Origin of the sequence: Streptomyces sp. NPDC001410, assembly GCF_042895235.1 — a bacterium.
Classification (GTDB): domain Bacteria; phylum Actinomycetota; class Actinomycetes; order Streptomycetales; family Streptomycetaceae; genus Streptomyces.
Map to the genome: position 1 here is coordinate 444754 of NZ_JBIAWE010000002.1, position 12510 is coordinate 457263.

Annotated in this window: 11 protein-coding genes; 5 read left to right on the forward strand and 6 right to left on the reverse strand. The window is 72.2% G+C overall.

The window, feature by feature from the left end:
* Positions 1-56: 56 nt before the first annotated feature.
* Both ACFY3C_RS05530 and ACFY3C_RS05535 read right to left on the reverse strand, forming a co-directional pair.
* Positions 57-761, reverse strand: coding sequence for a VanZ family protein (locus tag ACFY3C_RS05530; protein WP_390769798.1), 705 nt, complete (start codon positions 759-761; stop codon positions 57-59).
* Positions 762-829: 68 nt separating this feature from the next.
* Entirely contained in the window at positions 830-1348 is a 519-nt protein-coding gene (locus ACFY3C_RS05535) for a MarR family winged helix-turn-helix transcriptional regulator (RefSeq protein WP_389174808.1), read from the reverse strand.
* A gap of 107 nt (positions 1349-1455) precedes the next feature.
* Between ACFY3C_RS05535 and ACFY3C_RS05540 the strand changes: the two genes are divergently transcribed.
* From ACFY3C_RS05540 to ACFY3C_RS05555, 4 genes are read left to right on the forward strand one after another with little or no spacing between them, the layout of a single operon-like run.
* Positions 1456-2754, forward strand: coding sequence for an MFS transporter (locus ACFY3C_RS05540; protein WP_390769799.1), 1299 nt, complete (start codon positions 1456-1458; stop codon positions 2752-2754).
* 34 nt (positions 2755-2788) lie between these two features.
* Entirely contained in the window at positions 2789-3736 is a 948-nt protein-coding gene (locus tag ACFY3C_RS05545; RefSeq protein ID WP_390769800.1) for an EamA family transporter, read from the forward strand.
* Positions 3737-3764: 28 nt separating this feature from the next.
* A complete protein-coding gene (locus ACFY3C_RS05550; protein ID WP_390769801.1) occupies positions 3765-4712 on the forward strand; it encodes a DMT family transporter in 948 nt (315 codons plus the stop codon).
* Between the two features lie 36 nt (positions 4713-4748).
* Complete coding sequence (locus ACFY3C_RS05555; RefSeq protein WP_390769802.1) at positions 4749-5663, forward strand: LysR family transcriptional regulator; 915 nt, start codon at positions 4749-4751, stop codon at positions 5661-5663.
* Positions 5664-5702: 39 nt separating this feature from the next.
* On the opposite strand, the gene ACFY3C_RS05560 is transcribed toward ACFY3C_RS05555, so the two are convergent.
* Positions 5703-6536 (reverse strand): GNAT family N-acetyltransferase, encoded by an 834-nt coding sequence (locus tag ACFY3C_RS05560; RefSeq protein ID WP_390769803.1) that lies wholly within the window; start codon positions 6534-6536, stop codon positions 5703-5705.
* 78 nt (positions 6537-6614) lie between these two features.
* On the reverse strand, positions 6615-7094 hold the full coding sequence (locus ACFY3C_RS05565; RefSeq protein ID WP_390769804.1) for a DUF1203 domain-containing protein: 480 nt from the start codon (positions 7092-7094) through the stop codon (positions 6615-6617).
* A 217-nt stretch (positions 7095-7311) separates the two neighbouring features.
* On the opposite strand from ACFY3C_RS05565, the gene ACFY3C_RS05570 reads away from it, so the two are divergent.
* On the forward strand, positions 7312-8541 hold the full coding sequence (locus tag ACFY3C_RS05570) for a M14 family zinc carboxypeptidase (RefSeq protein WP_390769805.1): 1230 nt from the start codon (positions 7312-7314) through the stop codon (positions 8539-8541).
* Positions 8542-8624: 83 nt separating this feature from the next.
* On the opposite strand, the gene pepN is transcribed toward ACFY3C_RS05570, so the two are convergent.
* Both pepN and ACFY3C_RS05580 read right to left on the reverse strand, forming a co-directional pair.
* Positions 8625-11198 carry an aminopeptidase N gene (pepN, locus tag ACFY3C_RS05575; protein ID WP_390769806.1) on the reverse strand — a complete coding sequence of 858 codons (2574 nt, stop codon included), beginning with the start codon at positions 11196-11198 and terminating at the stop codon, positions 8625-8627.
* 183 nt (positions 11199-11381) lie between these two features.
* Entirely contained in the window at positions 11382-12401 is a 1020-nt protein-coding gene (locus ACFY3C_RS05580; RefSeq protein WP_390769807.1) for an aspartate-semialdehyde dehydrogenase, read from the reverse strand.
* Positions 12402-12510 lie beyond the last annotated feature (109 nt).

Below are 12510 nucleotides of genomic sequence, written 5' to 3' on the forward strand. Positions count from 1 at the left end.
AGCAGCACAACATATCGCCGACGTATGCAAAGACGTGTGCACACCGGACACGCGACTCAGCCTGCCGGTGCCGGCGCGGGGCGAGGCCGGTCCGACGGCGCTTGCGCCACAGTGCGCCACCAGCGGCGCGACGCCAGCGCGGCCAGCACGGCGCCGGCGGCGTTGACCAGTACGTCGTCCACGGACGACACCCGGTCCAGCCACAGGACGTACTGTGCGGTTTCGACCAGGACCGAGCAGCCCGCCCCGAGCGCCAGGATCCGCGGCGCGGACGCCGGTGCCGCGAACCGCATCGGGGCGAAGAAGCCCAGCGCAGCGAAGACCAGCAGGTTGCCGACGATCCCGCCCGGCCCCATCGTGAGCAGATCCCGCAGCGGTACCAGGCTCACCCGGCGCGGAGCGACGCCGGCCCCGGCGCCCGGCATCATGGTCATCCACAGGAATGGCACCGTGCCGTGGACCATGCCCACCTCGGCCAGCGACATCCGCCACGCCGATGAGACGCCGGCGCCGAGCCGACGGCGCGCCAGAGCCCACACCACCAGCGCGGCCAACGGCAGCGCGACCAACGTGATGAGCACCACACCGTTGAACGTATCGAAGCAGCCGTGCCACCGCCCGGCCATGCACATCGGAGCGGACATCATGAGCGGCCGCCGCACGGCGAACACGGCGCTCGTCAGGCCGAGGATCGCCAGGCCGAGGAACAAGATCCTGCGCGTGCGGCGGGGCGGTGCTGACAGGGATGCGTTGTGGTTCATGCCCCCATGGGAGACGGAGGGCCGTTGCGGTGGCGTATGCGATTTTCGATACGCCCGCGATACGCCCTTTAGTGCTCCGTCCCCTGAGTCCCCGCAAGCAACTCCCGTAGCAGGCCGGCCAGTTGGTCGGCCTGTTCGGTGTCGAGGGAGGACAGGGCCGCGGTCTGGACGGCGAGGCCCGCGCCGACTGCCTGGTCGATGACGTCCAGCCCCTTCTCGGTCAGCGTCACTTGGAGGCCGCGGCGGTCGTGGGGGTCGGGGGAGCGGCGCAGCAGGCCGGCCCGTTCCAGCTTGTCGAGGCGGCCGGTCATGCCGCCGGTCGTCAGCATCAGCGTCGCCGAGAGCTGGCGCGGGGAGAGGGTGAACGGCTCGCCGGAGCGGCGCAGGGTCGCGAGGACGTCGAACTCGCCGCGCGAGATGCCGTAGGGGGCGTAGGCCTTCTCCATGCGGTCGCCCATGGCGCGGGAGAGGCGGTAGATCCGCCCGAAGACCTCCATCGCCTTCGTGTCCAGGTCGGGCCGCACCGCCGCCCACTGGTCGATGATCGCGTCGACGGGGTCCCTGTGCTGCTGCCGGCCTGCGCTCATGGGCCGAGTATCGCCGTCCGGACGGTCGCCCGCAAGAAAGTAGCTTGACGAAAAGTAGCTTAGAGCTAAGCTACTTTTCATCGAGTTAGTTCGAAGGGGGAGGCACCGTGAAGAGGAAGAGCGAGGAGAGCGAACGCGTAGCGGGGGAGTGGGCCCTGCCCGTCGCCGCCGCGGTCAACGGCGTCGGCACCGGCATGTACATCCCGTTCACGCTGGTGTTCTTCCACTACGTCACCGGGCTGTCCTTCACGGTCGTGGGTGCCGTGCTCACGGTCACCGGCCTCCTGGGCATCGGCGCCCTTCCGCTCGCCGGGACGGCCGTGGACCGGTACGGCGCGAAGCGCGTGCTGTACCTGCTCTACGGCGTCCGGGTCGTCGGCTTCGCCCTCTTCCCCCTCGCCCAGTCCCTCGCCGCCTTCGCGGCCGTGGCCCTGGTCACCGCAGCCGCCGACCGTGCCTTCCCCGCCGCGCAGCAGTCCCTGATCGGCGAGGTGGCGCGCGGGGGCGGGCGGGACCGGCTGCAGGCGTCGACGCGCGCGCTGCAGAACGCCGGCAACGGGGCGGGCTCGCTGCTGGCCACGCTGGTCATCGCCTTCGCGGGCAGCGCCGGTTACACCTACGCGGCCTGGGGCAACGCCCTCTCCTTCGCGCTGGCGGCGCTGCTGCTGCGCCCGCTGAGGCCGGTGCGCGCGGCCGACGGGACCTCGGCCCCGCTCCCGCGCCGGTCCGGCGCCGGATACCGGCTCGTCCTCGCCGACCGGCCCTTCCTGGTCGTCACCGGCGCCAACTTCCTGAATGCGCTGAGCTATTCGGCCCTGTCCGTCCTCTTCCCGCTGTTCGTCGTGGAGTGGCTGCACGGGCCCGCGGTGTTCACCGGTGCCGCGTTCACCGTCAACACCGTGCTGTGCGCGGTGGCCGGCGTCTTCGTCGGCGCGCGGGTCCGGCGCGCGGGCGCCCGGCGCACCCGGGCCGCGGCGCTGGGCGGGGCCCTGTTCGCGGCCGCCTTCGCCGCGCAGATGGTGCTCGGCACCCTGCGTCCCCGCTCGGGCACGGTCCTGGGCGTCGCCCTGGTCGCCGTGGTCCTCGTCTACACCCTCGGCGAGCTGATCCACAGCCCGGCGGCCGAGGTGCTCGCCGTGTCGGCGGCGCCCGAGGCGGTGCGCGGCCGGTACATGGCGGCCTATCAGATGTCCTGGTCGCTGGCGAAGGCGGTGGCGCCGTCCCTGTTCACGTCCCTGCTCGCGCTGGACGGCCGGGCGCCGTGGGCCGTCCTCGTCCTCACCTCGGCGGTGGCCGCCGCCCTGCTGATCCGGGTGGAGCGCCGACTGCCGGCGGAGGCGGTGCGCCCCCAGCCGGTGACCGTGACCCAAGGCGGCGCCCCGGCTCCCTCGCCCGTCACGGCGTAACACCCACCTCTCCCGAATCCGAAGGGACTCGGCCATGAAACGCCCCGTGACCATGACCATCCTGCTCACCGCCCTCGCCCCGGTCTCCTGGGGCACCACCTACGCCGTCACCACCGAGTTCCTGCCGCCGGACCGCCCCCTGTTCACGGGCCTGATGCGGGCCCTGCCGGCCGGGCTGCTGCTGCTCGCCCTCACCCGGGTGCTGCCGCGCGGCGTCTGGTGGGCGAAGGCGGCCGCGCTGGGCGCGCTGAACATCGGCGCCTTCTTCCCGCTGCTGTTCGTGTCGGCGTACCGGCTGCCCGGCGGGATGGCCGCCGTGGTCGGCTCGGTCGGACCGCTGTTCGTCGTGGGCCTCTCGGCGCTGCTCCTGGGGCAGCGGCCGGCCGCGCGCACGCTGGTCGCCGGGGTGGTCGCGGCCTTCGGCGTGAGTCTCGTCGTACTCAAGGGGGCCGGTGCCCTGGACGTGGTCGGGGTGCTCGCGGCCGTCGCCTCCACCGCCTCGATGGCCGCCGGGACGGTGCTGACCAAACGGTGGGGCCGCCCGGCCGGGGTCGGTCCGCTGGTGCTCACCGGCTGGCAGCTCACCGCGGGCGGCCTGCTCATCGCGCCGGTCGCCTTCCTGGCCGAGGGCGCCCCGCCCGCGCTCGACGGCCGAGCGGCCGGCGGCTACCTCTACCTGGCGCTGGCGAACACAGCACTCGCGTACTGGCTCTGGTTCCGCGGCATCGGCCGGCTCAGCGCCACCCAGGTCGGCTTCCTCGGCCCGCTCTCCCCGCTGACCGCCGCCGTGGTCGGCTGGGCGGCCCTCGGGCAGGCGCTCGCGCCCCTCCAAGTGGCCGGCATGGCGCTGGCGTTCGGGGCGACGCTGGCCGGGCAGCTGGGCGCGGGGCGACGTGCGGGACGACGCCCATCGTTCAGCTTCACTGAAAAGACCGCTCGAAAAGATTCGATGGACCTGACAGGTCAGGCGTTGCGACGGTAGGCGCACACCCACCACCGAAAGGACCTCCGTGGCCACGGCCTCGCACCAGACCGCCACCACCCCCGTCACTCACCCCCGGAAGGCCACCACCCCGGTCACTCACCCCCAAAGGGCCGCCGCCCCGGTGCTCGGCCTCGCCCTCGCCGCCCTCGCCACGGTCGTCTGGTCCGGCAGCTTCGTCACCTCCCGCGGACTGGCCGACAGCGTCCCGCCGATCCAGCACGCCTTCTGGCGCTGGGTGATCGCCCTGGCGGCCGTGGCCCCCTTCGGCGCCCGCCGGGCCTGGCGGCAACGGAACCTGATCCGACGCCACCTCCGCCACGTCCTCCTCGCCTCCCTGCTCGGTGTCGCCGTCTACAACACCCTCGTCAACCAGGCGGGCCTGACCACCCCGGCCGCCACCATGGGCATGATCATGGCCGCCTCTCCGGTCCTGATGGCGGTGTTCGAGCGGCTGGGCGGCGTACGGCTCGGAGCGCGGCGGACCGCCGGGCTGCTGACCGCCTGCGCGGGCGTGCTGCTGCTCATGGGCGGCGGTGCGAGCTTCGGCGCCGGTGACCTGTGGATGATCGCGGCGTCCTGCTGCTTCGCCGCCTACAGCGCGCTGCTCCGCCGCAGGCCCGCCGAACTGGACGGCACCGGCTTCCTGTTCACCACGTTCCTGATCGGCACGGCCTTCCTGCTGCCCGTACAGACGGCGAGCGTGGCGGTACAGGGCGGCTTCACGCCCACGCCCGCAACCGTCCTGCTGTTGCTGTACGTCGGCGTGGCCTCCTCCGCGATCGCCTTCTTCGCCTGGGGCAGGGCCATCGCCCTGATCGGCGCGGCCCGCGCGGGCATCGTCTACTACCTCCAGCCCGTGTGCGTGGCCGTCCTCTCCTGGGGCCTGCTCGGCGAGAACACCGGCTGGCCCCAACTGCTGTGCATGGCGCTGATCCTGGGCGGGGTCATGCTGGGCGCGGGTTCCCGTAGGTGACGGCCGTCCCTGGAGGCCGGCGTGTAACGTGCGGCCATGGCCGAGTGGGACCTGAGGAAGCTGCAGATCCTGCGCACCTTGCGTGAGCGGGGCACCGTGACCGCGACGGCCGAGGCTTTGCACATGACCCCGTCCGCGGTGTCCCAGCAGCTGACGAACCTCGCCGCCCAGCTCGGTGTACCCCTGCTGGAGGCCCACGGCCGCCGGGTCCGGCTGACGGACGCCGCCCGGCTGGTGCTGCGGCACACCGAGCCCGTCTTTGAGCAACTGGAGTGCACCGACGCGGCGTTGGCGGCCTACGTGCAGGGCGAGGCCGGCGAGGTGCGGGTCGGCGCCTTCTCCACGGCGGTGCCCGCCCTCGTCGTACCGGCCGTACGCTCCCTGCGGGCGACACACCCCGGAGTGACCGTACGCGTCCGGGAGGCGGAGGCCGCCGAGGCCTACGACCTCCTGTCCGCCGGCGAGGTCGACCTGGCCCTCTCCCTCGCCGTTGAGGCCCCGAGCGCGGCCGACCCCCGCTTCACCCGCCTGCCCCTCCTGACCGACCCTCTGGACATCGCCCTCCCCCCGGACCATCCCCTGGCAACCGCCGCGGAGTTGACCCTCACCGACCTCGCCGCCGAACCGTGGATCTTCGGCGGCAGCGGCCCCTGGTCCGACATCACCTGCCGCGCCTGTGAGTCCGCCGGCTTCAGCCCCCACCAGGGCCACTCGGCCTCCGGCTGGACCGCGATCCTGGCCATGGTCGAGGCGGGCATGGGCGTCGCCCTGGTCCCCCGGATGGCGGCGGCCCGCCGCGAGGGCGTGGTGATGCGCGAACTGGGCGCGGACCGTCCGGTACGGCATGTGGTGGCAGCGGTGCGGAAGGGGGCAGAGGGGGGAGCGGCGGTGGGCAGGGTGTTGGAGGCCTTGCAGGCGGCGGCTGGTCCGTCGGCAGCCACTCGGGTGTGAACTCGTCCTGCGGTACGCAGAGGTGGCCGGCCCGCACCTTCACGACCGTGCGGGTTGGTTGGCGATCAGCAGGGTGATGCCGGCAGCGCGGAAGCCCAAGCGGGCGTAGATGCGGGCGACGCGGTCCTCCGCGTAGGCGAGGAAGACGGTACGCACCCCGTGGTCGCGGGCGTGGCCGGCCAGGGCCGCCGTGACGGCTGCGGCCAGGCCCCGGCGGCGAGCGGTGGGCAGGGTGCCGACGCCGCCGATCTCGGTGGTGCCGGCCAGCGGGTGATAGTGGCCGGCGGCGAGTGGGGTGCCGTCCGGGGCCAGGGCCGCGACGAGGATCTTGTGCCCGGCGCGGATGCAGGGGCGGGTCGTCTCGACCGTACCGTCCGCGCTGAGTTCCTCGGCCAATGCCGACAGTTCCGCACGGCCCGCGGTGCCTGTCGAGGCGAACGCCAGGCGGGGCAGGGCGAGAGTCGCGGGCAGGGCCGGGTCGTCGGCCGTCAGCACCCGCATCGTCACACCGTCCGGCAGGGCCTGCGGAGGCACCGGGTGATCCGGGTCGAGGACCATCAGCGGGCGCTCCTCCACCGGGAGGCCGACGGTCTCGATGCGGGCGCGCAGCGTCGGCGCTGCCTCGGCGAGCCACTCGAAGGACTCCGGCACGCCCAGTTCGCGCTGCCTGGCGCGCACCCGGGCGATGTCAGCGGCGGTGACGATCCCCGAGCCTTCCGCGGTGGGTTGAGCGTGGTTCGGACCACCGTAGTACGGCGTTCCTGGCTCCTTCCGTACGAACAGCCGCAACGGGCCGAACTCCTCGGCGTCGGCGAACAGCAGGGGCACGGTGGCGTAGTACCGCTCGATACGCGTAAGCAGCGAGTCGCTCATGCGGCGAATCCCACCACGGAGCAGCGGCGGGCCGCACCCGAAAATGGCCGCCCGGAACGGAGAACGGCTCGCCACGGTCTACTGAGGCCGCCGCACCTCATACAGGAAGCACCCGAACTCCACCGCCCGCACCTGCACGAGAGCCACCTCGGGATCGGCGAACGCCTCCGCGAACGCCGGCTCGAAGGCGGTCGGGTCCTCGACCAGGCGGCCGCCCAGGATGCGGCCGTCGGTGGAGTAACGGCGCACCGTGCGGTGGGTGTTGGCGAAGGGCAGGGTTTCGGTGTCCGGCCCACAGCACTCGTCGGCGTGGATGAAGACGGGGCCCTGCTCGTCGTAGGCGCCCGGCTCGGCCCCCGTCTCGGCCGCCCAGCGGCGCAGGGGTGCGTACGAGACCAGGGCGATGCGCTCGCCGGGTGCGCTGCGGCGCAGGCAGCAGCGCAGGGGCGCGTCGCCCTCGGCGTCGGTGAAGGGGCGCAGGGGGCGGCCCGCGTCGTCGCTGGTGCGCAACTCCTTGAGGACCTGAGGTGTCAGGGGGCGTGCGAGGTAGGTGGTCATGGATTCAGCATGGCGCGCGGACCCGCCCATGACCGGCGGGATTCGGACGTGGGGCTGGTGGCACCCGTCCTCGCCGGACTGCGCAACCAGCACCTTCGTCCACGTCACCGGCGGAATGTTCCCGAGGTGACCTGACAGCGCCGGTCGCGCTTGACGCGCCCTCCTCCCGACGTTCCCATGGAGACGCTCAACATCCAGAAACGGAAGCGGAGTTGACATGGGCTACCCCGGTGTCGGCGAACTGGAGCGGCGGGCCCGCGAACTCGTCGCCGCGGCCCCCGGTGTGCTGCGGCTGCGCGCCGTCGGCGAGAGCCGGGCCGGCCGGCCGCTGTGGCTGCTGTCCGCCGGGCACGGGGAGCGGCAGATCCTCACCGTCGCCGGGGCGCACGCCAACGAACCGGTGGGCGGGGCCTCCGCACTCCGGCTCGCCAGGCTCCTCGCCCACCGGCCGGAGTATCTGGAAGCACTGGGCTGCACCTGGCACTTCCTGATGTGTCTCGATCCGGACGGGGCCCGGCTCGCGCACGGCTGGCAGCCCGAGGAGCCCGCCCCCTCGCTGGAGGAGTGCCACCGGCACTTCTACCGGCCCGCGTTCGCCTGTCAGCCCGAGTCGCCGCCCGCCCCCGGCACGGGACGGCAACCGCTGCCCGAGTCGGCGGCGCTCGTGCGGCTGCTCGACGAACTGCGGCCCGTGGCCCAGTTCACGCTGCACGGCATCGAGTTCGGCGGTGCGTTCATGATGCAGTCCAGGCGGGTGCCCGGTGCCGCGCGCACCTTCCGGGAGGCGGCCGGGCTCCTGCGCATTCCGCTCGACGACCATCCGTGCGACGGGCCCGACTGGCACTGCGACCCGCCCGGTGTTCTGCGGCTGCCGGAGGAGAGCACCGGAAGCGAACGCGATCCGAGCGGATTCGTCGCCGAGAGCACGTGGCTGTACCCGCGGCGGTACGGCACCCTCACCGTCCTGGTCGAGGCACCCGCCTGGGCCGCCCCGGCGGTGAGCGACCCCCGGCCCGCGCCCGACCCCGAGCGGGAAATCGCACAGGTCGGTGAGTTACTGCTGAGTCGTACCCGGGAGATCGCTGAGCTGCTGCAGGACGGCGTACCCGGCGAAGAACTGCTGCCGCTGGACACCGCCGCACGGGAGCTGCTCGGCGTGGCGCCGTCGCTCGCCGCCACCTGGGCCGTGGAGGAACGCTCCGGCTCCCGGGGCCACTTCGCGACCCTCGGGCTGGCCGCCCGCCGCCTCCCGCTGCGCGCCGCGGCCATGCTGCGCCGGGCCCTGGCCGGCACCGCCCCCGGGACCGCCTGCGCCCTCACGGAGCTGGTGCACGAGTGGTGCCGGGAACTGGAGAAGACGTACGAGCCGCGGTGGATCCCGGTGTCCGCGCAGACCGGGCTGCACGTGCGGACCATGCTGGACGTCGCCCACCGGGTGTGCGGCTGAGCAAAGGGAAAAGGGAAAGGGCGCCCGGTGCACTCGCACACCGGGCGCCCCCAACGCCGTACGGGTGACGGCTACGACTGCCGCTACTCGGCCGCGGCGTCCGCCGCCTGGGCCTTCAGCGCCCGCTCGACGCCCGAGCGGGACTCCGAGACCAGCCGGCGCAGGGCCGCGCTGGGCTCGGCCGCGGCCAGCCAGGTGTCCGTCTTGGCCAGGGTCTCCTCGGAGACCTGGACCGACGGGTACAGGCCGATCGCGATCTGCTGGGCGATCTCGTGCGAACGGGAGTCCCAGACGTCCTTGACGACCTCGAAGTACCTGTCCGTGTACGACGCGAGCAGCTCACGCTGGTCGGTCTGGACGAAGCCGCTGATCACGGCCTCCTGCACGGCGTTCGGCAGCTTGTCGGAGTCGATGACCGACGCCCACGCCTCCGCCTTGGCCTCCGGGGTCGGACGGGCCGCGCGGGCGGTGGCCGCGTGGCGCTCACCGGCCGCGGTCCTGTCCCGCTCGTACTCGCCCGCGATCTCCGCCTCGTCGAAGCGGCCGACCGCCGCGAGCCGCTCCACGAACGCCCAGCGCAGCTCGGTGTCGACGGCCAGGCCCTCGATCGTGTGGGTGCCGTCCAGCAGGCCCTCCAGGAGGTCCAGCTGCTCCGGCGTCCGGGCGGTCGCCGCGAAGGCGCGCGCCCAGGCCAGCTGGTGGTCGCCGGCCGGCTCGGCGGCCCGCAGGTGGGCCAGCGTGGCGTCGGTCCAGCGGGTCAGCAGGGCCTCGCGGGTCGACGGGTCGGCGTACAGGTCGATCGCCAGCTTCACCTGGCGGTGCAGCGACTGCACCACGCCGATGTCGGACTCCTTGGCGATGCCCGACAGGACGAGGGACAGGTAGGCGCGGGCGGGCAGCTCCGCGTCACGGGTCATGTCCCAGGCCGAGGCCCAGCACAGGGCGCGCGGCAGCGAGGCGTCGAAGTCGCCCAGGTGCTCGGTGACGAACGCCAGCGATTCCTCGTCCAGGCGGACCTTGGCGTACGACAGGTCGTCGTCGTTGAGGAGGATGACGGCCGGGCGGCGCCTGCCGGCCAGCTGCGGTACGGCGGTCAGCTCGCCGTCGACGTCCAGCTCGATGCGGTTGGTGCGCACCAGCTTGCTGCTCGCCTCGTCGAGGTCGTAGAGGCCGATCGCGATGCGGTGCGGGCGCAGTACCGGCTCGCCCTTGGCGCCGGCGGGCAGGGCCGGGGCCTCCTGGCGGACGGCGAAGGAGGCGATGACACCCTCGGCGTCGGTGGCGATCTCGGGGCGGAGGACGTTGATGCCCGCCGTCTCCAGCCACTTCTTCGACCAGGTCTTCAGGTCACGCCCCGAGGTCTCCTCCAGGGCGCCCAGCAGGTCGGACAGGCGCGTGTTGCCGAACGCGTGCCGCTTGAAGTAGGCCTGCACGCCCTTGAAGAACTCGTCCTCGCCGACGTACGCGACGAGCTGCTTCAGCACGCTCGCGCCCTTGGCGTACGTGATGCCGTCGAAGTTGACGAGCACGTCGTCCAGGTCGCGGATGTCCGCCATGATCGGGTGCGTGGACGGCAGCTGGTCCTGCCGGTACGCCCAGGTCTTCATCGAGTTCGCGAACGTGGTCCACGAGTGCGGCCACTTCGAGCCGGGCGCGGAGGCCTGGCAGGCGATGGAGGTGAAGGTGGCGAACGACTCGTTCAGCCACAGGTCGTTCCACCACTCCATGGTGACCAGGTCGCCGAACCACATGTGGGCCAGCTCGTGCAGGATCGTCTCCGCGCGCACCTCGTACGCCGCGTCGGTCACCTTGGACCGGAAGACGTACTGGTCACGGATGGTCACCGCGCCCGCGTTCTCCATCGCGCCCGCGTTGAACTCGGGCACGAAGAGCTGGTCGTACTTCGCGAACGGGTAGGCGTAGTCGAACTTCTCCTGGAACCAGTCGAAGCCCTGCCGGGTGACCTCGAAGATGGCGTCCGAGTCCAGGAACTCGGCGAGCGAGGGACGGCAGTAGATGCCGAGCGGCACGCTCTGCCCGTCCTTCTCGTACACGCTGTGCACGGAGTGGTACGGGCCGACGATCAGCGCCGTGATGTACGACGAGATGCGCGGCGTCGGCTCGAAGGCCCAGACGTCGTCCTTGGGCTCGGGCGTCGGCGAGTTGGAAATGACCGTCCAGCCAGTCGGTGCCTTCACCGTGAACTGGAAGGTGGCCTTCAGGTCGGGCTGCTCGAACGAGGCGAAGACCCGGCGGGCGTCCGGCACCTCGAACTGGGTGTAGAGGTAGGCCTGCTCGTCGACCGGGTCGACGAAGCGGTGCAGGCCCTCGCCGGTGTTGGTGTAGGCGCAGTCGGCGACGACCCGGAGGACGTTGCGGCCCTCCAGCAGGCCGGGCAGCGCGATCCGCGAGTCCGCGAAGACCTCGGCGGGGTCGAGCGCGTCGCCGTTCAGGGTCACCTCGTGGACCGCCGGAGCGACCAGGTCGATGAAGGACGTGGCGCCGTTTTCGGCTACGTCGAAGCGCACCGTGGTCACGGACCGGTAGGTACCGCCCTCCTGCGCGCCGGAGAGGTCGAGATCGATCTCGTACGAGTCAACGGTGAGCAGCGCGGCCCGCTGCTGTGCCTCTTCGCGAGTCAGGTTTGTGCCAGGCACGCGGTCATCTCCTCGTTATGTGTGCGTTCGGTCATCCTTCCACGGCACCTGTACGGAGGGCGACGTCCTGCGGCTGCGCGGCGCAGCCCTAGGGAAAGCCCTATGGGCAGGAGACACAGGAGGGCGGCCACCCGGAGGTGACCGCCCCGTTTCAGAGCATTCGCGTTGCTCAGAGCATGCGCGTCACTTCGCGGACAGCTCGGCCGCCACCAGCTCCGCGATCTGCACCGCGTTCAGCGCGGCGCCCTTGCGCAGGTTGTCGTTGGAGATGAACAGGGCCAGGCCGTTGTCCACCGTCTCGTCGCGGCGGATGCGGCCGACGTACGACGGGTCCTTGCCGGCCGCCTCCAGCGGGGTCGGGATGTCGGAGAGGACGACGCCCGGCGCGCCCGCGAGCAGCTCGGTGGCGCGCTCCGGGGAGATCGGGCGGGCGAAGCGGGCGTTGACCTGGAGGGAGTGGCCGGAGAAGACCGGGACGCGCACACAGGTGCCGGAGACCTTCAGACCCGGGATCTCCAGGATCTTGCGGGACTCGTTGCGCAGCTTCTGCTCCTCGTCGGTCTCGTTCAGACCGTCGTCGACGATCGAGCCCGCCAGCGGGAGCACGTTGAAGGCGATGGGCCGCTTGTAGACCTGCGGCTCGGGGTAGTCGACCGCCTCGCCGTCATGGGTGAGCTTGTCGGCCTCGGCGACCACCTTCTGCGCCTGCCCGTGCAGCTCGGCCACGCCCGCGAGACCGGAGCCGGACACCGCCTGGTAGGTCGCGACGACCAGCGCCTCCAGGCCGGCCTCCGCGTGCAGCGGCTTGAGGACCGGCATCGCGGCCATCGTGGTGCAGTTCGGGTTGGCGATGATGCCCTTGGGGCGGTCGGCGATCGCGTGCGGGTTCACCTCGGAGACCACCAGCGGGACCTCGGGGTCCTTGCGCCAGGCCGAGGAGTTGTCGATCACCACGGCGCCCTGGGAGGCGACCTTCTCGGCCAGCGCCTTGGAGGTCGCGCCGCCCGCGGAGAAGAGGACGATGTCGAGGCCGGTGTAGTCGGCGGTCGTCGCGTCCTCCACCGTCACGCCGTCCAGCACGGTGCCGGCCGAGCGGGCCGAGGCGAACAGGCGCAGCTCGGTGACCGGGAAGTTCCGCTCCACGAGGATCCTGCGCATGACCGTGCCGACCTGACCGGTGGCTCCGACGATTCCGACCCTCACGACGACTCCCTCTACGTGTCTCTTGCTGTGTGCCTCTGCATGACCGGGGCTTTTCCATCATGCGGCCGACCCCGGTCCACCTGTCCAATTCTTTGCGATGTGTGCCCGA